Annotated in this window: 22 protein-coding genes; 10 read left to right on the top strand and 12 right to left on the bottom strand. The window is 52.2% G+C overall.

Annotated features, from left to right (window positions below):
• Positions 1-5 precede the first annotated feature (5 nt).
• On the top strand, positions 6-1,394 hold the full coding sequence (gene pntB / locus HVZ39_RS13475; RefSeq protein ID WP_016153031.1) for a Re/Si-specific NAD(P)(+) transhydrogenase subunit beta: 1,389 nt from the start codon (positions 6-8) through the stop codon (positions 1,392-1,394).
• A 159-nt stretch (positions 1,395-1,553) separates the two neighbouring features.
• Positions 1,554-2,750 (top strand): multidrug effflux MFS transporter, encoded by a 1,197-nt coding sequence (locus tag HVZ39_RS13470; RefSeq protein WP_181632535.1) that lies wholly within the window; start codon positions 1,554-1,556, stop codon positions 2,748-2,750.
• A gap of 25 nt (positions 2,751-2,775) precedes the next feature.
• Here HVZ39_RS13470 and HVZ39_RS13465 read toward each other — a convergent pair whose 3' ends face one another.
• Complete coding sequence (locus HVZ39_RS13465) at positions 2,776-3,810, bottom strand: AI-2E family transporter (protein WP_181632534.1); 1,035 nt, start codon at positions 3,808-3,810, stop codon at positions 2,776-2,778.
• A 416-nt stretch (positions 3,811-4,226) separates the two neighbouring features.
• On the opposite strand from HVZ39_RS13465, the gene mdtJ reads away from it, so the two are divergent.
• A complete protein-coding gene (gene mdtJ, locus HVZ39_RS13460; protein ID WP_161623250.1) occupies positions 4,227-4,592 on the top strand; it encodes a multidrug/spermidine efflux SMR transporter subunit MdtJ in 366 nt (121 codons plus the stop codon).
• Complete coding sequence (gene mdtI, locus HVZ39_RS13455) at positions 4,579-4,908, top strand: multidrug/spermidine efflux SMR transporter subunit MdtI (protein ID WP_065554463.1); 330 nt, start codon at positions 4,579-4,581, stop codon at positions 4,906-4,908. The genes mdtJ and mdtI overlap by 14 nt, the downstream gene beginning before the upstream one ends.
• Before the next feature lie 34 nt (positions 4,909-4,942).
• Here mdtI and HVZ39_RS13450 read toward each other — a convergent pair whose 3' ends face one another.
• The 5 genes from HVZ39_RS13450 to msrP form a co-directional block, all read right to left on the bottom strand.
• A complete protein-coding gene (locus HVZ39_RS13450; RefSeq protein WP_016153036.1) occupies positions 4,943-5,764 on the bottom strand; it encodes a serine protease in 822 nt (273 codons plus the stop codon).
• A gap of 270 nt (positions 5,765-6,034) precedes the next feature.
• Positions 6,035-6,430, bottom strand: a complete 396-nt coding sequence (gene asr / locus HVZ39_RS13445) for an acid resistance repetitive basic protein Asr (protein WP_003028934.1) — start codon at positions 6,428-6,430, stop codon at positions 6,035-6,037.
• A 137-nt stretch (positions 6,431-6,567) separates the two neighbouring features.
• The gene (locus tag HVZ39_RS13440) at positions 6,568-8,055 is read right to left on the bottom strand and encodes a carboxypeptidase M32 (protein WP_181632533.1); all 1,488 of its coding nucleotides are present in this window, start codon (positions 8,053-8,055) and stop codon (positions 6,568-6,570) included.
• Between the two features lie 46 nt (positions 8,056-8,101).
• On the bottom strand, positions 8,102-8,728 hold the full coding sequence (gene msrQ / locus HVZ39_RS13435; RefSeq protein ID WP_181632532.1) for a protein-methionine-sulfoxide reductase heme-binding subunit MsrQ: 627 nt from the start codon (positions 8,726-8,728) through the stop codon (positions 8,102-8,104).
• Positions 8,729-9,733 carry a protein-methionine-sulfoxide reductase catalytic subunit MsrP gene (msrP, locus tag HVZ39_RS13430; RefSeq protein WP_016156462.1) on the bottom strand — a complete coding sequence of 335 codons (1,005 nt, stop codon included), beginning with the start codon at positions 9,731-9,733 and terminating at the stop codon, positions 8,729-8,731.
• Between the two features lie 189 nt (positions 9,734-9,922).
• Between msrP and HVZ39_RS13425 the strand changes: the two genes are divergently transcribed.
• The 3 genes from HVZ39_RS13425 (at position 9,923) to HVZ39_RS13415 (ending at position 12,971) form a co-directional block, all read left to right on the top strand.
• Positions 9,923-10,645: a response regulator transcription factor gene (locus HVZ39_RS13425; protein WP_016153040.1), complete on the top strand. Its 723-nt coding sequence runs from the start codon at positions 9,923-9,925 to the stop codon at positions 10,643-10,645.
• The gene (locus HVZ39_RS13420; protein WP_181632531.1) at positions 10,642-12,132 is read left to right on the top strand and encodes an ATP-binding protein; all 1,491 of its coding nucleotides are present in this window, start codon (positions 10,642-10,644) and stop codon (positions 12,130-12,132) included. The genes HVZ39_RS13425 and HVZ39_RS13420 overlap by 4 nt, the downstream gene beginning before the upstream one ends.
• Positions 12,133-12,284: 152 nt before the next feature.
• A complete protein-coding gene (locus HVZ39_RS13415) occupies positions 12,285-12,971 on the top strand; it encodes a CPBP family intramembrane glutamic endopeptidase (protein WP_181632530.1) in 687 nt (228 codons plus the stop codon).
• A gap of 33 nt (positions 12,972-13,004) precedes the next feature.
• Here the strand turns inward: HVZ39_RS13415 and HVZ39_RS13410 are convergent, their stop codons facing one another.
• Entirely contained in the window at positions 13,005-14,258 is a 1,254-nt protein-coding gene (locus HVZ39_RS13410; RefSeq protein WP_181632529.1) for an MFS transporter, read from the bottom strand.
• Positions 14,259-14,365: 107 nt separating this feature from the next.
• On the opposite strand from HVZ39_RS13410, the gene HVZ39_RS13405 reads away from it, so the two are divergent.
• From HVZ39_RS13405 to bioD, 3 genes are all read left to right on the top strand, one after another.
• Entirely contained in the window at positions 14,366-15,274 is a 909-nt protein-coding gene (locus tag HVZ39_RS13405; RefSeq protein ID WP_047358410.1) for a LysR family transcriptional regulator, read from the top strand.
• Between the two features lie 118 nt (positions 15,275-15,392).
• Positions 15,393-16,613 carry a sugar metabolism global transcriptional regulator Mlc gene (gene mlc / locus HVZ39_RS13400; RefSeq protein ID WP_181632528.1) on the top strand — a complete coding sequence of 407 codons (1,221 nt, stop codon included), beginning with the start codon at positions 15,393-15,395 and terminating at the stop codon, positions 16,611-16,613.
• A 125-nt stretch (positions 16,614-16,738) separates the two neighbouring features.
• Positions 16,739-17,434, top strand: a complete 696-nt coding sequence (bioD, locus tag HVZ39_RS13395; RefSeq protein WP_016153046.1) for a dethiobiotin synthase — start codon at positions 16,739-16,741, stop codon at positions 17,432-17,434.
• Here the strand turns inward: bioD and clcB are convergent.
• The 5 genes from clcB to ynfF form a co-directional block, all read right to left on the bottom strand.
• Positions 17,390-18,679, bottom strand: coding sequence for a voltage-gated ClC-type chloride channel ClcB (gene clcB / locus HVZ39_RS13390; protein ID WP_181632527.1), 1,290 nt, complete (start codon positions 18,677-18,679; stop codon positions 17,390-17,392). The genes bioD and clcB overlap by 45 nt on opposite strands.
• A gap of 119 nt (positions 18,680-18,798) precedes the next feature.
• Positions 18,799-19,413, bottom strand: a complete 615-nt coding sequence (dmsD, locus tag HVZ39_RS13385) for a Tat proofreading chaperone DmsD (RefSeq protein WP_016153048.1) — start codon at positions 19,411-19,413, stop codon at positions 18,799-18,801.
• Between the two features lie 42 nt (positions 19,414-19,455).
• Complete coding sequence (locus HVZ39_RS13380) at positions 19,456-20,310, bottom strand: dimethyl sulfoxide reductase anchor subunit family protein (protein ID WP_181632526.1); 855 nt, start codon at positions 20,308-20,310, stop codon at positions 19,456-19,458.
• A 1-nt stretch (position 20,311) separates the two neighbouring features.
• A complete protein-coding gene (locus HVZ39_RS13375; protein WP_049281795.1) occupies positions 20,312-20,929 on the bottom strand; it encodes a DMSO/selenate family reductase complex B subunit in 618 nt (205 codons plus the stop codon).
• 10 nt (positions 20,930-20,939) lie between these two features.
• Entirely contained in the window at positions 20,940-23,366 is a 2,427-nt protein-coding gene (gene ynfF / locus HVZ39_RS13370; RefSeq protein ID WP_181628648.1) for a selenate/tellurate reductase subunit YnfF, read from the bottom strand.
• Between the last annotated feature and the right edge of the window lie 124 nt (positions 23,367-23,490).

Here is a 23,490-nt window from a genome sequence, read left to right as displayed (position 1 = left end):
AACATATGTCTGGAGGATTAGTTACAGCTGCATACATTGTTGCCGCGATCCTGTTTATTTTCAGCCTGGCGGGGCTTTCGAAACACGAAACCTCTCAACAGGGTAACAACTACGGTATCGCCGGGATGGCGATTGCGCTGATTGCCACGATTTTTGGCCCGGAGACCGGCAACGTTGCGTGGATCCTGGTGGCGATGATCATCGGCGGCGCGATTGGTATTCGTCTGGCGAAGAAAGTCGAGATGACCGAGATGCCGGAGCTGGTGGCGATTCTGCACAGCTTCGTCGGTCTGGCGGCTGTACTGGTGGGTTTCAACAGCTACCTGTATCACGACACGGGCCTGGAACCGATTCTGGTGAACATTCACCTGACGGAAGTGTTCCTTGGTATCTTCATCGGTGCGGTGACCTTTACCGGTTCCGTGGTGGCGTTTGGCAAACTGCGCGGTAAGATCTCCTCTAAACCACTGATGCTGCCGAATCGTCACAAAATGAACCTGGCGGCGCTGGTTGTTTCTTTCCTGCTGCTGGTGGTGTTTGTTCGTACCGAAAGCGTGGGTCTGCAGGTTCTGGCGCTGCTGGTGATGACCATTATTGCGTTAGCCTTTGGCTGGCATCTGGTGGCGTCCATCGGCGGTGCGGATATGCCGGTCGTCGTTTCAATGCTTAACTCCTATTCAGGATGGGCGGCGGCGGCGGCGGGCTTTATGCTCAGCAACGATCTGCTGATAGTCACCGGTGCGCTGGTCGGTTCTTCCGGTGCGATCCTGTCTTACATCATGTGTAAGGCGATGAACCGTTCGTTTATCAGCGTGATTGCCGGTGGCTTTGGTTCTGATGGTTCTTCTACGGGGTCTGATGAAGAAGTCGGTGAGCATCGTGAGATTAATGCGGAAGACACGGCAGAAATGCTGAAGAACTCGCACTCCGTGATAATCACCCCGGGCTATGGCATGGCCGTGGCACAGGCGCAATATCCGGTCGCTGAAATCACCGAGAAACTGCGCGCCCGCGGCATCAAGGTACGCTTTGGTATTCACCCGGTAGCAGGGCGCTTACCAGGTCATATGAACGTACTGCTGGCGGAAGCCAAAGTACCCTATGACATCGTGCTGGAAATGGATGAAATCAATGATGATTTCGCCGATACCGATACCGTGCTGGTGATTGGCGCCAACGATACGGTAAACCCGGCGGCGCAGGACGATCCGCGTAGCCCAATCGCCGGTATGCCGGTGCTGGAAGTATGGAAAGCGCAGAACGTTATCGTGTTCAAACGCTCTATGAACACCGGCTATGCTGGCGTGCAGAACCCGCTGTTCTTTAAAGAAAACACCCATATGCTGTTTGGCGATGCCAAAGCCAGCGTGGATGCGATCCTGAAAGCGCTGTAACCGTCAGCGCAAACCAAGACGGCCTCTGCGGAGGCCGTCTTTTTAATACTCCGCTATTCATGATTACCACTCATAAACCCATACGGTTTTAACCGTCTAATCACCGTAAAACGCCGTGTATATACTGCTTCCTGACTTTTTAGAACATAACAGGGCGCTATGCGTACACGTAAACATGCCTCGTCGGCGGCTATAGCAAGCCAGATTGGTCTTACTTTTATTCTGATCCTCAGTGGCCTGATGGCCTTTGCCTCGCTTTCCACCGACATTTATCTTCCGGCAATGCCGACAATGGCAGAGGATTTACATGGCAATGTAGAACTGACGATCACCGGTTTTTTGGTAGGTTTCGCCATTGCGCAATTGATTTGGGGGCCGATAAGCGATCATCTGGGACGGCGTAAACCGCTGTTAATTGGCATGGTGCTTTTTATCATCGGCTCCGCAGGATGTGCGATGTCCACGAGTATTACGCAAATTGTTTTCTGGCGAGTTTTTCAGGCGCTTGGAGCCTGTACCGGACCTATGCTGGCGCGGGCGATGATCCGCGATCTCTTTGCACGTACTCGCGCGGCGCAAATGCTTTCAACTCTGGTGCTGGTCATGGCGATTGCGCCAATAGCAGGACCGTTGATTGGCGGACAAATTATTCGCCTGAGCACCTGGCACTCTGTTTTTTGGCTGCTGGCGGTGATAGGGGCGCTGATGTTTATCTCCTTAAACTGGCTGCCGGAAACATTGCCGGAAGAGAAACGGGTGAAAGCTTCTTTAGCTGGCGCATTTCGTAATTACCGTTCGTTATTCACCAATGGACGTTTTATGCGCTACACCCTGAGCCTGACGTGTTATTACGTTGCCGCGTATGCGTTTATTACCGGTTCGCCGTTTGTTTATATTAGCTATTATCATGTTGAACCACAGCATTACGGCTGGCTGTTTGCGCTCAATATTGTCGGAGTCATGGTCATGAGCGTAGTAAACCGTCGTCTGGTGCAACTGCATTCTCTGGAGCAACTGCTAAAGTATGCGACGATGCTGGCGGCGCTGGCTGCAGTGGCGCTTGCGGTGCTGGTTAAGCTGGAGTCAGGTGGCGTTGAAGCCATTATCATCACCGTTTTTCTGTTTTTCTCAATGAATGGCATTATTGCTGCTACTTCAACCGCTGCTGCGCTGGACGCAGTACCGAGCATCGCCGGTTCAGCATCCGCGCTGATTGGCGCGTTACAATACGGTAGCGGCATTATCTCGTCATTGCTGCTGGCCGCCTTCAGCGACGGAACACCATGGACTATGGCCTGGATAATTGCGTTATTTACGTTGTGTAGCGCCGTTCTGGCGCTACGCGCTAAACGATAAAAATGCCCGCAATGGCGGGGCGAATTCACTCTTTATTGAGATCGCTCAGCAACACGGCAATGCTTTGACCGCCGTTGGTTTGCTCAAGCGCGATTTTCACGATGATGGTCAGCGGTACAGAAAGCAGCATCCCGACAGGCCCCAGTAACCAGCCCCAGAAGATTAACGACAGAAACACCACCAGCGTAGACAACCCAAGTCCACGTCCCATGATCCGCGGTTCGAGGATATTCCCGAACACCATGTTAATGACCAGATAACCTGCGAAAACCACCAGGGCGTCATAAAGGCCGCTAAATACCAGCACCTGAGCAATAGGGGGAATGGCGGCCAGCACCGAACCGATATTAGGAATATAGTTGAGCGCAAAGGCCAGCAGTCCCCAGACAAAAGCGAAACGCACGTCGAGTGCGGCAAGCATGCCCCAGGCCACCAACCCGGTCACAATGCTGATCGCCGTTTTGAGCACCAGATAGTGGGAAACGCTGTCGATGGCGCGTTGAATCGCCGCCATTCCCTCAATGGGACGACTCATCATTTGTTTGAGTTTGTTGGGTAACTGCGGTACTTCCAGCAGCATAAAAACCACCGTCAACAGCAATAAAAATATCGATGACATGGCATTAGACAACTGCGCCAGTAAATTGGTCACCAGCGTCATTGCCGCGTTCGGGTCGATATATTTGACGAGTTCATCCACGGAAACGCCGATCCCTACGCGCTGTAACCACGGCTCAAGGTTTTTGAGTGGGATAACCAGTGAAGAGCGATACTGCGGCAGCGTTCGCGCAAGCTCATTTAAGGATGTACCTAAATACGCTAATAGCAACACCATTAGCATCACAATAATAACAATGAGCAATGATACCGCTATTACGCGCGGTATGCGAAGTTTGACCATCCGCTGCACCACGGGGTTTAGCACGACGGCAATAAATAACGCCAGAATAAATGGGACGATGATATCTGCGGCAACACGGATGCCGCTCAGAATGATAACCAGCATGCCCAGCATAATGACTATTTTTAGGCCGTTAAGCGTGATGATCGGTTTCGCCATGTGTATTCCTGCATTTTTCATTTTTGAATCTGAATAATAATGTGATTTGCGTCGAGCCGTTATAACAAAAATCAAATGGGGCAGGTAAAGAAGTGAAAAGACTTTGAGTTCGCATTGAAGCTATGGTACAAATCATCTGTGTTTAACTACCGAGGACAATTATCATCCGCGATGATGAGAAGCAACACTGCGGATAATTGTAATATTATGGACAATATGTTCAGGATGTTTTTGCGTTTACCTTCACTTCTTCGTACCTCCTCCACTTTCTTGCTTGCGGGTGAGCAACACTGGCGCAACGCGCTTTAGTCCCTTCTTCTGCCTGAGCTGGCGCTGTGCGCTGAGCTAACTAATTTTATTTTTTGGTTTACTGCATGCAGTAGGCCCAAAGGACTATATTCTCAAGCAGGAGAAGCATTATGTTTTACTGGATATTATTAGGTCTGGCCATCGCGGCTGAAATTACTGGTACGCTGTCAATGAAATGGGCAAGCGTCGGCCATGGTAATTCGGGCTTTATTTTAATGCTGGTAATGATTGCCTTATCGTATATTTTTCTCAGTTTTGCCGTTAAAAAAATTGCCCTTGGTGTGGCCTATGCCTTATGGGAAGGTATCGGTATTTTATTTATTACGCTGTTCAGCGTGCTGTTATTTGACGAAACCTTGTCCACGATGAAGGTGGCTGGACTGGTCTCGCTGGTGTTAGGTATTGTGCTGATTAAATCCGGTACACGAAAACCGACAAAGGCGGGCAGAGAGGTGAGCCATGCAGCAGTTTGAGTGGGTTCACGGCGCATGGCTTGGCATAGCCATTGTGCTCGAAATCGTCGCTAACGTCTTTTTGAAATTTTCAGATGGGTTTCGCCGCAAGACTTATGGCGTGCTGTCGCTGGTAGCCGTGTTAGCGGCCTTTAGCGCGCTGTCCCAGGCGGTAAAAGGTATCGACCTTTCTGTTGCCTACGCCTTGTGGGGCGGCTTCGGGATTGCCGCGACGTTAGCGGCAGGTTGGGTATTGTTTGGTCAGCGCCTGAATCATAAAGGCTGGATCGGTGTGGCGCTGCTGCTTGCCGGAATGGTGATGATTAAACTTGCCTGATCTCAGTGCTGCCCGTTACTACGGGCAGCATAAGTTATTCCTTCGCCAACTCATCCAGCTTATCGCGAAAACCGGTCACGGATATGGCGCGATTATCGGCCCGCCAGCGATCTTTCGCCGCCGGAGCGGAGCTTTGTACACCAATCAACTGCCAGCCAGTATCTGTCTTCAACATCAATGGTGAACCGCTGTCGCCCGGGAGTGTGTCGCACTGGTGCGACAAAACGGTATTCTGCGCCCAACCGGTCACCACGCAATCCTGATGCGTGTACAAGTCATCGAGATGATCTTCCGGGTAACCCGACTGCGTAACTTTACGATCTGCGGTTTTCAGCGCCGCGGTTAATGCCGCTTTATCACCTTCAAATAATGGCAGCGGTGTGATGCCAGAAGGTGGGTAACGCAGCACCACCAGACCAAAATCCCACGGGGCCGCGGAAGGCGGCACAATCCAGCCATCGCCATCGGCTTTTAAACGTTTTCCGAGCGAGGGATCTACCCGTCCTTCAATGCCGTGGATCTCGTAGCGCCAGACACCCTTTTTCGACACGAAGCGTAATGCCACGGCTTTATCCGGCTTGCCTTTCGGGGGGGTGAGTAAGCAGTGTCCGGCAGTCAGTGCCAGACGTGGTGATATGAGCGTGGCGGTACACAGGTTACCGCTGGCGGTTTCCAGTTGCCCGATAGCGTCCCAAGGAGATTGCGTTGGGTCAGTCACTTTTATGCGATCGTCATGACCAAAAAACAGCGTTTTTACGTTTTCTGCTTCAGCGCTAGCCGTTGCAGGCTGGTCCGCATGCGCAACGACAGGAAGTAAACAAATTGAACCCAGTAACACAGCAATGGTTTTATGCATATCACACTCTGGTGGGGAATTATGATTTTTAACAGCAAACCCTCAGTTAATACTATAGACGGGACGGCGGGAAAGTGGGAGTAAAATCAGATAACTACACTCAGGAAAGATAAAAATGCATGGCAATGAGGGCGCAAATTATCAGGGTAATAAGAATGAACTCAAAGCGGTAATGTGACACCATTTTACCCTCCAAAAGGCGGCGCTAAATCAGGTCGATTTAGCGCCGTATGCTATGGCGTGGGGGACGCCATAGTAACTACAAATGTGTTATGCAGCTGGTTGAGCAGCGGGTTTAGCGGTGTCGTGTTTTACGGCTTTTTTGGTGTGTTTTTTTGCTGCCTGAGCTTTCTGCTCTGGTGCTTTTTGTTCTGCAGCGGGTTTGGTCGCTGCTTTTTTGGTGTGTTTCTTAGCTGCCTGAGCTTTCTGCTCTGGCGCTTTCTGTTCTACAGCCGGTTTTGTGGTGGATTTTTTAGCGTGTTTCTTGGCAGCCTGCGCTTTCTGCGGCGCTGCTTTGTGCTGTTTTTTATGATGAGTGGTTTTTGCCGGAGCTGCTTTGGTGGTTGCAGCAGCAGCCGGAGCGGTGGTAGCAGTTGTTTCAGCAGCAAATGCAGCAGAAGACAGACCCATAGCAGCGGCAACAACCAGAGCTAATACTTTTTTCATTCTCATACCCTCGATTTGGTTTTTCATTCAACCCCACTGCGGGGCCGTTGAAATAACTATATCGCTGTAATCACAGGGCTTCCGTGAGTCATTGGTTTCGGCGTGTAACGATATGTACAATGACTCACGGTATGAGATTACAAATAGCGGGCTTCCAGGTGAGCGCGGAAATAACGGCTGCTGAGCGGCTCTCCGGTGGCCTGGGTAATAAGTTGTTCAGTGGTGAAACGGCTGCCATGCTGCCAGATATTCTGACGTAACCAGTCAAACAGGGCACCAAACTCACCTTGCGCAATAGACTGCTCTAAATCAGGCAATGCGCGCTTAGCGGCACTGAATAACTGCGCCGCATACATGGCGCCTAAAGTATAGGAAGGGAAGTAGCCAAAGCCGCCATCGGTCCAGTGAATATCCTGCATACAACCGTTACGATAGTTGCCGATGGTTGACAGCCCCAGCCAGGACTGCATTTTCTCATTCCACAATGCCGGGATATCATCCACTTCAATATCGCCATTAATGAGCGCGCGTTCGATTTCATAACGCAGGATAACGTGAGTAGGATAGCTCACCTCGTCGGCATCAACACGGATAAAACCGGGTTTAACCTGCTGGTTCCAGGCGATGAAATTGCTTTCTTCAAACGCAGCCTGATCGCCAAAGTGGCGCGTCACAGCAGGAATTAACCGCGTCAGAAATGCTTTACTGCGCCCCAGTTGCATCTCAAAGAACAGACTCTGGGACTCATGAATAGCGGTTGAGCGTGCCAGGGCGATAGGTTGCCCTGACCAACTGTGCGGCAGATTTTGCTCATAGCGGGCGTGACCGGTTTCATGGATCACACCAAACAGCGCGCTAAGTAATTCGTTTTCATCATAGCGGGTGGTGATACGCACATCTTCAGGTACGCCACCACAGAAGGGGTGCGCACTGATATCCAGTCGACCAGCCGTAAAATCGAATCCCAACTGTGCCATCGTTTCAAGGCCCAACTCTCGCTGGATTGCGGTTGGGAAAGGACCAACCGGGGCGATGAGCGACTGCTGAGACTGCTTTGCCACCACCTTGTTGAGCAGATCCGGTAGCCAGCTTTTAACGTCTGCAAACAGGACATCCAATTGGGCACTGGTCATCCCTGGTTCGAATATGTCCAGTAGCGCGTCATACGGCGAACAGCCTGTGGCTTCGGCACGCAGCCGGGCTTCTTCACGACTGTGCTTCACGACCTCTTTCAGGTTTTCGGAAAATCCCTCCCAGTCATTCGCTGGTCGCTGGCTGCGCCAGGCATGCTCGCAGCGGCTACCCGCGAGTGATTTCGCTTCTACCAACGATTCAGGTAGTAAGGATGCCTGATGATGCAGTCGCGACATTTCGCGCAGGTTGGCCTGCTCAACATCGTTAAGGTCCTCCTGTTGGGCTGCGGCGATCCACGTTGCTACCTTCGGGTCGGTTAACAACTGGTGCTCAAGCACACTCAGCTCGGCCAGCGCTTCGCCGCGAGCTTTGCTGCCGCCAGATGGCATCATGGTAAACATGTCCCAACTGGCGATTGCCGAGAGGTGGGAGAAGCGAGAGAGCCGCTGGAACGTGCGGGTGAGCTGATGGTAATTATCATTGTTACTCATTTTTTGTTCTCGTTCTGTTTAGGTGTGATGAGAAGTTTACCGTGATTCATTCACTTTTCATAAACACACCTTTGTACCCGACTTTGCGTAACAGCTTTTTATAGCGAAAAGCCAGTAGCACGAGAAAACAGAGGGCATAAAAAATGGGGAGCGGTGATAACACTTTTACCGACCACAGATAATGTAGCGGAAGCAAAATGGCCGCCAGGTAGACGTAGTTGTGCAACGTTTGCCAGCGTTTGCCCATTTTACGTTGCGCGGTTTGCGTGGAGGTCAGCGTCAGCAGGAATAAGATTATCCAACCAGTCATGCCCAACGTTAGCCATGGGCGTGAAACCAGTTCACGTCCCAATAATCCCAGATTTTGTATACCCAGCTCCAGCAGCGCATAGCTGGTCATATGCAGCGTGGCCCATGCAAAACACCATAACCCTAATAATCGACGGGTGCGATACAACAACGGCTGCTTTGCGTAGCGCGCAAGCGGTGACACCAGCAGGGTAGCAAGCAGAAACTTCAGCGCGGTGATGCCCGTAAAGTGTTGGATATCTTTACCCGGGTCGGCCCCCAACTCACCACGCTGTGCGGCCCAGAAGAGCCATAGCAGGGGTAATAAACCGGCGAGATGCAGCAGTACTTTCAGACCGGTTATCTGTTTTGCGGTTAACCTCACTTAAAAATACTCCCGTAGATCCATGCCCTGATATAAAGAAGCCACTTCATCGGCATAACCATTAAAAGGCAACGTGGGCTGTCGCTGCACATCGAGAATGCCACCCGAACCGATAAAACGTTCCGTGGCCTGAGACCAGCGGGGGTGATCGACTTGCGGATTTACGTTGGCGTAAAAACCGTATTCGTTAGGTGCCGACATATTCCAGGTCGTCGGCGGCTGTTCACGCGTCAGCTTAATACTGACTATCGATTTAATGCCCTTGAAGCCGTACTTCCAGGGTACGGTCAGGCGTATTGGCGCTCCGTTTTGCGGCGGCAACGCTTTGCCATACACGCCAACGGTCAGAAGGGTTAGCGGGTGCATGGCCTCGTCCAGACGTAAACCTTCAACATAGGGATACTTTAACCCGCCACCAATGAAGCGATCTTTCTGGCCGGGCATTTCATCAGGCGCGTAGCGTGTTTCAAAGGCGACGTATTTGGCGTGGCTGGTGGGTTCAACCAGCGCCAATAATTTATGCAAAGGAAAGCCGACCCACGGTACAACCATCGACCACGCCTCAACGCAACGCATCCGGTAAATACGCTCTTCTAATGGAAAACGAGTCGTCAGCGCATCATGATCCAACGTTAAAGGTTTGTTCACTTCACCGCTGATGGTTAATGTCCAGGGATCGGTTTTCAGGCTACCGGCATTCGCGGCAGGATCGGCTTTATCCAGACCAAATTCGTAGAAATTGTTGTAGCCCGTTACCTTGTCTTCCGGCGTCAAGGGCAGATTGTTTTGCCAGATCTCGGGTTTTGTGAACTCGAGCGGTTTGCCCGCCGGTGCAGACGGACGATCGTTGCCTTTAAACCAATTCAACAGACCGGCCTGTGTCGGGGAAGAGAGCGAAGCCGCCGCCGCGCCTATCCCAAGAGCTTTGAGGATCTGTCGTCGTTGCATAAAAAAAACGGACTCGGCGGTAACATCAGCTTCCCGAAGTGGATGTTTTTTCTGCATAACTTTTCCTTTTTATTTTCATGTTAAGGAAAACAAATCGACGTTTCCCTGTTGATGCCTGACCTATCTATAACGACATACTGGACGCATGCGTATCCCTGATTCCTCACGAAAAGTTAAAAATTTTGTGATAACTTCCGCCCCTTGCCTGAGGTAAGCTTTCAGCATGACGAGAGGGGGATGACACTGATGGCAGGCGCGAAAAAGATATTTTTGGTGGAAGATGACAGCGATATCGCCTCACTTTTGCAACTTAGCCTGAAGGATGAGGGGTACGAAATTATTCATGAGGCTGATGGGGCACGTGCGGTCGAGCTACTGGAGAAGCATGTCTGGGATGCCGTTATCCTCGATTTAATGCTGCCGGGCGTGGACGGCCTGGAGATATGTCGTCGCATTCGGCAAATGAGTTTCTATCTACCTGTCATTATTATCAGCGCTCGCACCAGTGAAACTCACCGCGTACTGGGGCTGGAAATGGGCGCCGATGATTATTTAGCCAAACCTTTCTCGGTGCTGGAATTGATGGCCCGGGTGAAGGCGTTGTTTCGCCGTCAGGAGGCGATGAGTCAGAACCTGCGTATGGAGGCGGGGATTATCACCGTCCATGGTGTGGAGATTGATCCATTAGCCCGGGAAGTCCGCCTGCAGGGTAAATCCCTCGATTTAACGCCGCGTGAATTCGATCTGCTCTATTTTTTCGCCCGCCATCCCGGGGAGGTCTTTTCGCGTCAGGCGTTGTTAGACCAGGTGTGGGGCTACCAGCACGAAGGATATGAGCATACGGTGAACAGTCATATTAATCGCCTGCGCACCAAAATTGAAAAAGATGCTGCGGAGCCGGAAATTATTCTTACCGTGTGGGGACGAGGCTATAAGCTTGCTGCGGTTAACGCGGAGCATCAACCATGATTTATCGATTGTCGCTGAGCCAGCGTCTGACCCTAGTCTTTACCGCTATTATGTTGATTTGCGCGGTTGCGGTCAGCGTTGTCCAGATCCGCAGCAGTAAACAGTATGGCGACGCCATGGTGCAAAGGCTCTCGCTGGAATTGGCAAGCAAAATTGTCAAAAGTGAGTCGCTTATTGATGCCAGCGGGCAGGTTAATCGGCAGACCTTAAAAGGACTGTTCAATCACCTGATGACGCTAAACCCAAGCGTGGAGCTGTATCTGGTTTCACCGTCAGGCGAGATACTTGCTGATGCCGCTCCGCCTGGGCATATACAGCGCCAGAACATTAGCGTACAGCCGATTCAGGTTTTCCTTAATTCGGACGAGTTGCCCGTCTATGGCAATGATCCGCGCAGCAGCCTGCAAAAGGTATTCAGCGCCGCGCCAGTTTTATTTAACGGCAAGCTGCATGGCTATTTATACATTATTCTCCAGGGCGAAGATCTCAATATATTGGCGAATGCCGCCTGGCAAAAAACGCTTTGGAACACCGTGACCGGGACGTTAATACTGGTTTTATTAGCCGGTGCAATCGCGGGGTACCTGGTGTGGAGATGGGTGACGAATCCGGTGAAAAGGCTGACCGGTCAGGTGGTTAATCTGGAGCAGGACAGCATTAGCGTCATCAAACAGTTGGCGCAGAAAAAGCCCGATTTAGCTCCGGCGAATGAAATTGCGTTGCTGAACAATGCATTTATTGAGTTAGCACAGAAAATTGCCCACCAATGGGATTTATTAGCTGACAGCGATCGTCAGCGCAGAGAGTTTATCGCCAATATTTCGCACGATTTACGTACGCCGCTCACTTCACTGCTGGGGTATCTGGAAATGCTGTCGCTGAAAGCCGATACGATGACGCCGGAGGAAAACCGGCATTATCTAAGCATTGCACTGCGCCAGGGGCATAAGGTTCGCCATCTGTCACAACAGCTTTTTGAGCTGGCGAGACTTGAGCATGGCGGCATAAAACCACAGCGTGAACGTTTTGCTATTGGCGAGCTGATCCAGGATGTGGCACAGAAATTTGATCTACCTGTTGCCACGCGTCATTTGCAGTTGCACCTAGACGTAATTGGTCCGTTACCGCTGGTGAATGCCGATTTATCGATGATGGAAAGAATCGTCACGAATTTGCTGGATAACGCTATTCGTCATACGCCTGACGGGGGCGAAGTGTGGCTAAAAGTCTGGCGTGAGGAAGACCGCTTGTTAGCAGAAGTGCAGGACAGCGGGCCTGGCGTCGAAGAGGCTGTTCGCGAAGTATTATTTCAGCGCCCGACGGCGTTACTACCCCGTGAGCAGCGGGCTGAGCGTGGTGGTCTGGGCTTACTGATCGTGCGCAGAATGCTCGAACTGCATGGGGGAGATATCCGCCTGATTAATTCAACGGCAGGGGCCTGTTTCCGTTTTTCGTTGCCGCTGGCGGAATCCCCACTGAGTAGCTGATGAGAATGTTCCGCTGAAAAGAGTCTGTAACGCTATACGCGTTGTAAACCGTGGGCATTGCGTAAAAGTTGGTAGGTTGTCAGTGATAATGAGAATTTTTATCATATATTGATAATTCATCAAGTTATCTTTGATTAGCGCAAGGAGATCGTATGTCACAGGATGCCGACAACCTGTATATCGTCAGGACCAAAGCGGTTGCTGGCTGTTTTACCATGTTTTTGCTGATGTTTGGCCTCACGTTTATTCCGTTGTTTTTCCCCGCCAGCCAGGTTCTGCTTGCCAAAGGGCTACTTTTTCCGCTGCTGTTTGCGCTGGAATTTGTCGTGCTGGTCCCGCTGTATTACTTCTTCTTCAGAAAAAGAGAGGGGCTGGGAAAGGGAATTTTCAACGCCAGATGGTTTGTCATTTTGTTCGTGGCGCTGCTGTTTATTCAGCTTATCCTGCCATGGTTTCTGGGCCTCAGACAAACCGAAGCGTGGGTGACCAGCCAGATATCCCTAAACAGCTACGCGCTGTGGTTATCCACTCTGACCCTGATATTTATTGCGCCAGTGTATGAAGAGATTGTTTTCAGGGGCTGTTTATTCAACGCATTCCAGTATTGGTTCAATAATAAAACCTGGCTGTCGTCGGTGGTGGTATCGGTCATTTTTGCCATCATGCATACCCAGTATGTGGATCTGCGCACGTTGCTGATGCTGTTTCTTGTGTCGCAGGTTTTGATCATCGCCAGACTGAAAAGCAACGGCCTGCTGATGCCGGTTATGCTGCATATAGCGATGAACGGGACGGTTATTGCCCTGCAAATGGGTGCTCAGACGTTACAGCCTGGTTGATGAAGGCGATGCCCGGAACCCGGGCATCGTGGATTATACGTGCAGACGATGGTGCAGACGTGCACCGACCAGCAACGCCAGCACCAGCATCAGGGCGATAAATCCGCCCACGCCGTTCCAGCCGTAGCTGTGCCAGAATACGCCACCCAGCGTACCGGCAATACTGGAACCCAGATAATAGCTGAACAGATACAGGGAAGATGCCTGGCCTTTAGCGCGTTTTGCCCGTGGTCCAATCCAACTGCTTGCCACAGAGTGCGCAGCAAAGAACCCGGCTGAAAAGAGCAGCATCCCGGCGAAGATCAGCCACAGTGATGTGAACAGGGTCATCAACAGTCCAACCAGCATCACGCCGGTTGAAAAGAGCATTACCGGACCACGTCCATAGCGGGTGGTCATCGACCCCGCTTTCGGTGAGCTCCAGGTCCCGGTCAGATAGGCCACGGACAACAGACCGACAACCGCCTGGCTGAGTTCCCACGGCGAGAGCATCAGACGGTAGCCGATGTAATTAAACAGCGTGACAAACGACCCCATCAGTAAAAAACCTTCCGCAAACAGCAGCGGCAACCCTCTGTCGCGCCAGTGCAAACGAAAGTTGATAAACAACGTTTTCGGTCGTAGCGACGTTGGTCTGAAATGACGAGATTCCGGCAAGATTTTCCAGAACATCAGCGCGGAGGCGAGGGCAAAACAACCGATCGCCGCCAGCGCGATACGCCAGTTAAAAAAGTCGGTAAACACGCCGCTTATCAAACGGCCACTCATACCACCAATCGAGTTACCGCTGATATATAAGCCCATTGAGAAGGCGACGAAGCTGGGATGTATTTCCTCGCTCAGATAGGTCATTCCCACTGCCGCCACGCCGCTGAGCGAAAGACCTATCAGCGCACGCATGATTAAAATACCGTGCCAGCTGGTCATCATCGTCGAAAGCAACGTACAGCAGGACGCGAGCAGCAGGGCGGTAACCATCACCGGCTTACGGCCTATCGCATCGGAAAGTGGACCGGTAATCAGTAAACCGATCGCGAGCATCGCCGTTGAGATGGAAAGCGAAATACTGCTGCTGGCGGGAGAGACCCCAAACTCGTGCGAGAGCACTGGCAGTATGGGTTGCACACAATAGAGGAGAGCAAATGTCGCCAGTCCGGCAGAAAACAGCGCCAGCGTGACGCGCATAAATGGGGATGTTCCGCGTTTGATAAAACTATCCGGCGGGGTAACTCTCGGTTCATCAACATCGCTTGTCGGCGCAGTATCGACAGTGGTTGTACGGCTCACTTGAAATCCTTGCTCAATCAATTACCTCTACATGACTAGCTTTAAGAGTATGAAAATCGCATTATTCTGTCTAATATATTAATAATCTCAAATGATATCTTAAAAATATGAATATCGAGCTGCGTCATCTACGTTACTTTGTTGCGGTTGCCGAAGAATTGCATTTTGGCCGGGCGGCGGCACGGCTGAATATTTCGCAACCGCCGCTGAGCCAGCAAATCCAGATCCTCGAGCAGCAGGTCGGCGCCCGACTTCTGGCGCGCACTAACCGCAGCGTGGCGCTGACCTCTGCCGGAAAGCAGTTTCTGGCAGACAGTCGGCAGATCCTGGGGCTGGTTAATGAGGCCGCTGCCAGGGCTGAGCGCCTGCATCTGGGAGAAGCGGGGGAATTGCGTATTGGCTTTACGTCATCGGCACCGTTTATCAAAGCGGTTTCAGATACGTTATCCCTCTTTCGCCAGAGCTACCCCGCTGTACATATGCAAACCCGTGAAATGAACACGCGCGAGCAAATTGCCCCGCTCAATGAAGGAACGCTGGATTTGGGACTTCTGCGCAACACGCAGCTTCCGGAAACGCTGGAGCGTGAAATCATTCTGCATGAGCCGCTGATGGCGATGATCCCGCGCGCGCATCCGCTGGCGCAAAAGCCGGTGGTCACATTGGCGGAGTTGGCCAATGAGCCATTTGTCTTTTTTGATCCGCATGTGGGGACGGGGTTGTATGACGATATTCTTGGCCTCATGCGTCGCTATGGACTGAAGCCGACTATCACTCAGGAGGTTGGTGAGGCGATGACTATCATCGGGCTGGTGGCCGCAGGATTAGGCGTTTCCATTCTTCCCGCTTCCTTTAAACGGGTGCAATTGTATGAAATGTGTTGGATCCCGATAGCGGAAGACGATGCCGTTTCGGAAATGTGGCTAGTGTGGCCAAAACATCATGAGCAAAGTCACGCCGCGCAACGCTTTCGCGAGCAACTGCTGGCGGCCGTTCAGGCGATTAATTTAGTTTAAAAATGGGCGAAAATGTGCAGTAAATCACAAGGCTAAGTAAAAAGTTGACGGAAGCCATTGAAGTGCTTCACCATAGCCCGCAGATTATTTCGGAGCGCGAAAATAAAGGGAGTAAGTGGTGGTTGCTGATAGTCAGCCTGGGCATATCGATCAAATTAAGCAGACCAATGCGGGCGCGGTTTATCGCCTGATTGATCAGCTGGGTCCGGTATCGCGTATTGATCTCTCTCGCCTGGCACAATTGGCGCCTGCCAGTATTACTAAAATTGTCCGCGAAATGCTCGAAGCGCACCTGGTGCAAGAGTTGGAAATCAAGGAAGCGGGCAGTCGTGGACGTCCGGCCGTTGGGCTGGTTGTGGAAACGGAAGCCTGGCACTATTTATCCATTCGTATCAGTCGCGGCGAGATCTTTCTGGCGCTGCGCGATTTGAGCAGCAAACTGGTGGTTGAAGATTGTCTTGAAATGCCGCTGGTCAGTGAAACACCATTGCTGGAACGCGTTATTAACCAGGTCGATCAGTTTTTCATCCGCCACCAGCAAAAGCTGGAACGCTTAACCTCCATCGCCATTACCTTACCCGGCATTATTGATACTGAAAACGGTATCGTTCATCGCATGCCATTCTACGACGATGTCAAAGAGATGCCGCTGGGTGAAGCGCTTGAAAATCATACCGGCGTGCCGGTCTATATTCAGCATGATATCAGCGCATGGACTATGGCCGAGGCGCTTTTTGGCGCATCGCGCGGCGCGCGCGACGTCATTCAGGTGGTGATCGATCATAACGTGGGGGCCGGAGTAATCACCGACGGTCATCTACTGCATGCCGGCAGCAGTAGCCTGGTGGAAATTGGTCATACCCAGGTGGACCCCTACGGCAAACGCTGCTATTGCGGCAACCATGGTTGCCTGGAAACGATCGCCAGCGTCGACAGCGTGCTCGAACTGGCACAGGTACGCTTGAAGCAGTCAATGAGTTCTTCTCTACACGGGCAACCGTTAACGGTAGACGCGCTGTGTCTGGCGGCGATGCAGGGGGATTTATTGGCGAAAGATATCATTAGCGGCGTCGGGACCCATGTCGGACGCATTCTGGCCATCATGGTGAATTTGTTCAACCCGCAAAAGATATTGATTGGTTCTCCGCTCAGTAAAGCGGCGGATATTTTGTTTCCCACTATTGCTGACAGCATTCGTCAGCAAGCGCTCCCGGCCTACAGTCAGCATATTGTCGTCGAAAGTACGCAGTTCACCAATCAAGGGACGATGGCAGGGGCGGCGCTCGTGAAGGACGCGATGTATAACGGTTCTTTGTTGATTCGTCTATTACAGGGTTAACATTTTTTAACTGTTGTACGAAAAATTGCGCTATCTCAAGCCGATTCTCGTCGTCATACCTTAGACTTTCTCCACTGTATTATTTTCCTGACTTATATTTTCAAAGCATAACGGTGGAGTTAGTGATGCTGAAGCGTTTCTTTATTACAGGTACAGACACTTCTGTTGGGAAGACCGTGGTTTCCCGCGCATTACTACAAGCGTTAGCGTCAGGGGGTAAAAGCGTTGCGGGTTACAAACCCGTGGCCAAAGGAAGCAAAGAGACACCTGAAGGTCTGCGCAACAAAGATGCGCTGGTGCTGCAAAGCGTGTCCACTATCGAACTGCCCTACGAGGCGGTCAACCCGATTGCGTTGAGTGAGGATGAAAGCAGCGTAGCGCATAGTGGTCCGGTCAATTACACCCTGTTATCCAACGGCCTCGCAAGCCTCAGCGAAAAAGTGGATCACGTTGTCGTGGAAGGCACCGGAGGCTGGCGGAGCCTGATGAACGATCTGCGTCCGTTATCTGAATGGGTGGTGCAGGAACAACTGCCGGTGCTGATGGTGGTGGGTATCCAGGAAGGCTGTATTAATCATGCCATCCTCACCGCACAGGCGATTGCCAGCGACGGACTGCCTTTGATTGGCTGGGTCGCGAACCGAATCAACCCGGGGCTAGCGCATTATGCGGAAATCATTGATGTGCTGGGCAAAAAATTACCCGCACCGCTGATTGGTGAACTGCCTTATCTGCCTCGCGCAGAGCAGCGCGAGCTGTCTCAGTACATCCGTCTGTCAATGCTCGGCAGCGTGTTGTCGGTAGATAGAGTCCTGGCGTAACGTTCGCGACAGCACAGACGCCACCACACAGGCAATCAGCAACCCGGGGAGCAGACGATACTCCCCGGTCATTTCACAAACCATCAGTGTCGACATTATTGGCGCATGCGTGGTCGCTGCCAGCAGCGTGGCCATCCCCGTTAATCCCAGCAGAATGGCAATCTCATCCGGACCCGGAAGCCATAATCCCCACACTCGTCCCAGCAGCATACCCACCGAAAGACCGACAAACAGCGTTGGCGTAAACACACCGCCAGGCGCACCGGAACCACTGCTGGCAAGCACCGCCAGTAATTTGCAGATGAAGATCCCGCTCACCACGGCCAGCAGCGGTGGGGAGAGTAAATATGACTGCACCACGCTGTAGCCGTTACCCCAGACCGCAGGCGTGAGCAATGACAGCAGGCCAACGATCAGCCCGCCAAGCGTCAGTTGCCACGGGGGCGAGAGTTTTAAGCGCAAAAACCCATTATGGCTGGCGGTCATCAGCCACATGAATAGCGGTCCGCAAACGCCGGCAGCCAGACCGATGCTGATGATCATGACGTATTCCAGCGCATGCAGTTCCCGTGTGAAGTGCACGGCATACAGCAGCGCATTGCTGTCGCTCAGCATATTGGTGGTGAGCAAGGCGACGACGGCGGATACCACCACCGGTCCCAGTGACGCGAGGATCAACGTGCCAAACAACACTTCAGCAATAAATAGACTGCCCGCCAGTGGGGCATGATACGCTCCGGCCATACCCGCAGCGGCTCCGCAGGCAATCCATAACTTCCATTCTGTGCGCGGGGTGAAGCGTTGAGCAAAGCTGGAGGCTGCCAGCGCTGCCAGTAAAATCATGGCACCTTCGCGCCCGATGGCACTCCCGCTGGAGACGACCAGTAACGAGGCCAGCGATTTCACCAGGCTTGCACTGACATCAAATTGTCCGTTAGTTTGCAAGGCTTCCATGTAATCAGTGGGAGCCTGCGGGCGTAACCGGTTGAACGTTTGCCATCCCCAAAGCAGCAAACCCGCCGCCAGCCCTCCTAACGCAGGTGTCAGCATGCGTCTTACAGGGGAAAGGTTTGTTGCCGCGTTGACCAGACTCCCTGTGTCATTGCTCAGGAACAACCATTCAAGAAGGAGCATGGCGTGGCGAAATCCTGCGACGGCCAACGCAGCAAGGATACCAATCAGCGCAGCAATCAGCAGGCGGCGGAACATGGCGCGCAGGTCAGGATAAGCATGTAAATGATGCATGAGTGGCCAGACAGGAAATTTCAGACGCTTTATTTTGCGGCTATTTGGCAACAGAAGCAAAAGCTCGGCGTGCGCAACAGGATGCTACACAGGCAGGACACATCCTGCCTGTGGTGAAACTAACGAAAAAGTGGCTTATCGGCTATCGGGATCAGTAACTGCGACTGCCATTGCGCCAGCGTCAGACGGGCCAGCTCCCCCAGCGCCTGGTAAAACGGATGATCAGCTTTTTCGATAAACACATCAAGGAAGCGGGATGACCACGGGAACAGATGCCAGGCCAGCAGTTGTTCGCACTCGGTGTGGCGTTCATTTTCAGCAAGCCAGGCCGTCAGCAACAGCAGTGAACCAAAGTGATCTTCTGGCTCATTTTGCTGCATGGCAAACTGGATGCCGTTGTCCCGCATCCACTGACGGAGTGCCAGTGTAGAGTCGCCAAACAACACGTTTTCGCGATCCAGCCAGACAGATCCCCAGGGCGGAGAGGGTAGCGCATATGGACCGACAAACAGGCGTTGCCAGGCCTGCGGGAGAGGCTCATCGACCTCGGCTTGTAGCCGTGCAGCCAGCGGGAAAAGCATTGCCTGATCGAGCGGCCACTGCGCCTGCCAGCCATCGGCTCTTAACGCGCTGACTAAGGCAGAGGCTTCCGCGCTATCTGGCGCATAGTAAAACAGTGCGCCGAGTACGCGCGCCGCGGTAGAAAAGTTGTCACCTTGCGAAAAATGGGTCATGCAAACAATCCTGAACAGTGCGGGGTGCCCCGCACCCGAAAGTTAACCTGCAACAGCCATTCCGACTGTCATATGTAAACCGTAAAACAATCCGCGGCCAATGATTTCACCGGCGAGGACTAACACTAAGCCCAGCGCCAGGCCGCCGACGGATGGTGCTTTACGACGGATCAGCGGGCATATCCAGCAGCACAGACCGGCGGCCAGCAGAATGATGCGCCAGACCTGCAAGCTTCCGTAGTCGGGAACCAGCGCGCTGGCGGATTGTACCGAACTGTGGATCCCGCCGAGCGACAGTCCCTGCAGAACAATAACCGCCACGATCACCAGTAGGGCCAAAACGCTCACGTAGGCGAATCTGGCGGTGCCAGAGGAAACACCCGCAGCACGCAGTAGCAGGGCCGCAAACAGCGGTCCGCTCAGCAACATCGTCATAAAAAATGCCACCGTAGTGTAGCCGTTATACCAGGTCGGGACAGTGTCTATCTGGTAGACGCTGGTCATCGCCAGCACAAATACCAGACCCAGCAGCATGCCCACCAGCAGCCAGATTTTACCTAACACTGCGGGCATTTTACCGAGAAACGCCACCAGCCACCACAGGCCACCGACGGCGAAAAACAGTGAACCACTGGCGATTTCGTTACTCAGCGCAGATGCGCCAACTCTGTTCAGCGAGTTAAAGGCGCGCAGTGGCGAACCCAGGTGCATTACCGAGGCGAGAAAGGCGATGCCCATCACCAGCCACAGAAAAAACATGCTGCGCACGATACGTTGTTTTGCCACCTCGTCTTTAGCGGTCAGCCAGCCATAGCCACTCACTATCAGCGCTCCGGCCACGCACTGGCCCAGCACCGTAAACAGGACCAGCGGCCATTCATGCCATCCATTGCCCATGTTACACCTCCTGCGGATTCGCCAGATAACCCGTGATATCCCCGGTCGGGCGGCTATTGGCGTTGGGTTTGATCACAATGCTCGGTTTGGTGAAGTGCGCACCTGGCAGCGGAGCGACCGCCGCCAGTTCACCGTGCTTTTTGCGCAGCTCATCAATTGGACCAAAGTCCAGCGCGCGCAGCGGACAGGACTCGACGCAGATGGGCTTTTTGCCGTCGGCCACGCGGTCATGACAGCCATCGCACTTGGTCATATGACCTTTGGCGGCATTGTACTGCGGTGCGCCGTACGGGCAGGCCATGTGGCAGTAGCGACAGCCTATGCATATGTCTTCATCCACCACCACAAAACCATCTTCACGCTTATGCATAGCGCCGCTGGGGCAAACCTTGGTGCAGGCCGGATCTTCGCAGTGGTTACAGGCAATGGAGAGGTAATAGGCGAAGACATTCTGTTGCCAGACGCCGTTATCTTCCAGCCAGTCGCCTCCAGCGTATTCGTAAATACGCCGGAAACTGACGTCGGGAGTGAGATCCTTGTAATCTTTGCAGGCCAGCTCGCAGGTTTTACACCCCGTGCAACGGCTGGAATCAATAAAAAATCCATACTGAGTTGTCATGGGTTAGTCCTTATGCCTTTTCAACCTGAACGAGATTACTGTGGGATGGATTCCCCTTCGCTAATGGAGAAGGTCGATGCGACGTGAGAATATTTATGGAACCACCATGATCGATCTGGTCGCCGAACATATCGGCATTGAGCCAGGCTCCTTGTCCGATGGCAGTGACGCCGGGCAAAATACGCGGTGTGACTTTCGCGCTGATCAGCATCTGGCCGATATTATTAAACACCCTAACTGTGTCGCCATTACGGATGCCGCGCGTCCTGGCATCGACGGGGTTTATCCAGATCTCCTGCGGGCAAGCCTGCTGTAAAACATCGATATTGCCGTAGCTGGAGTGGGTTCTCGCCTTATAGTGGAAACCCGTGAGCTGCAATGGATACGTTTTGCGCTTAGGATCGTCCCAACCGTCAAAGCCTGGTGCATAAGCTGGAAGAGGATGAACAATCTCATCGTCTTTGAGTTCCCATGTTTCTGCAATGGTTGCTAGCCGTTCAGAGTAAATCTCAATTTTCCCTGATGGCGTTTTCAATGGGTTAGCCCCAGGATCTTCTCTGAAAGAACGGAAAGCAACATAGTGTTCTTCGGGGCATTTTTTCTTGAAAATACCTGTCGTTTTCATTTCGTCGTAATCCGGCATTTCCGGGTTACGCTCTTTGGTCTTGGCATGCAGGTATTTCACCCATTCATGCTGCGTACGACCCTCGGTGAATTTTTGATATACATCCGGACCTAGACGTTTGGCGACTTCACTTAACATCCAGTAAATGGGTTTACGTTCAAATTTTGGCGATGTCGCAGGTTGACCAAGGATGACATAGCCCATGTTCCCGGCAGACTCGTGTGAGATGAGATCTTCTTGTTCAGTTGGCATCAGGTCAGGTAGCAGAATGTCGCAGTATTTTGCGGAGGCAGTCATAAAATGCTCAATACCGACGATCATTTCGCACTTGCTGTCATCCTGTAAGACATCATGGGTATGCGCGATATTGCCATGCTGGTTGATGAGCGTATTGCTGGCATAACACCAGATAAACTTGATAGGCACGTCCAGCTTATCTTTACCGCGAACACCGTCCTTGGTCGCGGTCATCTCTGCACCATGATCAATAGCATCCGTCCAGGTAAAGACTGATATCTGCGTTTTAACCGGGTTTTCTAGCATGGAGAACCATTCCACGCCCAGATCCCAGGTCCCTTCGCGCATCCCTGAATTACCACCGTTTATCCCCACATTGCCGGTTAAAACGGAGAGCATCGCAATCGCGCGAGCGGTTTGTTCACCGTTGGAGTGACGCTGCGGTCCCCAACCCTGGCAGATATAAGCGGGTTTCGCTGCGCCGATTTCACGCGCTAACTGGATAATTTTCTCAGCCGGAATGCTGGTAATGTGGGAAGCCCAGTCCGGTGTTTTGGCTATCCCGTCTGGTCCATCGCCTAAAATATAGGCTTTATAGTGTGCATTCCGCGGTGCACTGGCGGGAAGAGTGGTTTCATCGAAGCCGACACAGTATTTATCAAGAAAAGGTTTATCAATCAGATCTTCGGTGATCAGTACCCAGGCGATCGCCGCAGCCAATGCAGCGTCAGTTCCTGGTCGGATAGGCAGCCATTCATCTTCACGACCAGCGGCAGTATCGTTATATCGAGGATCGATAACGATCATTCGTGCGTTAGAACGTTCGCGGGCTTGCTCAACATACCAGGTTACACCGCCGCCGCTCATACGGGTTTCGGCAGGGTTATTGCCAAACATGACGACCAGTTTTGTATTGGCGATGTCGTCAGGACTGTTGCCGTCGTTAGCACCAAACATATAACCCATTGCGGCGCTGATTTGCGCGGTACTATAACTACCGTAGCGGCTCAAATAGCCGCCGCAAGAATTCATCAGGCGGTAGGGGACGTTGGAGTTAGTAATATTCCCACCATCTACACCTGTACCGTACAGCACGTGAACCGCTTCGTTACCGTAATCCTGCAGGATCCGCTTCAAATTACCACTAATGGTGTCCAGTGCTTCATCCCAAGTGATCCTTTCAAATTTTCCTTCTCCACGCTTGCCTACACGTTTCATTGGATATTTTAGGCGGTCAGGGTGATTCATACGGCGACGGATCGATCGGCCACGCAAGCAGGCACGTACCTGATGATTACCGTAGGTATCATCGCCCGTTGTGTCCGACTCTACCCAATAGACGGAGTCATCCTTAACGTGCAGACGTAAAAGACAACGACTACCACAGTTAACGGTACAAGAACTCCAGACAACCTTCTCTTCAACGGGTTGTATCGCCTGCTGTACCGCTGCGGCGGCAGTGCGCATTCCGAAAGGTAACGACAGCCCACCCGCGGCAAGCGCCAGCGAACCGATTGCCGAGGATTTCACTAACGTCCTGCGGCTAATGCCTCCATATTGCTCAGTTTTTGACATTACTCACCCCATTATAGTTATCGCTATATATTAATTTCTATAACGAAATTAATAGCATGCTAATAATGGTTTGAGTTTACCCACTTATGGGTATGTCATCTTAATGCATATCAAACTGGAGTGA

The organism is Citrobacter sp. RHB35-C21, assembly GCF_013816515.1.
Taxonomy (GTDB): Bacteria; Pseudomonadota; Gammaproteobacteria; order Enterobacterales; family Enterobacteriaceae; genus Citrobacter; species Citrobacter braakii.
This window is presented reverse-complemented; position numbering and strand designations above follow the sequence as displayed.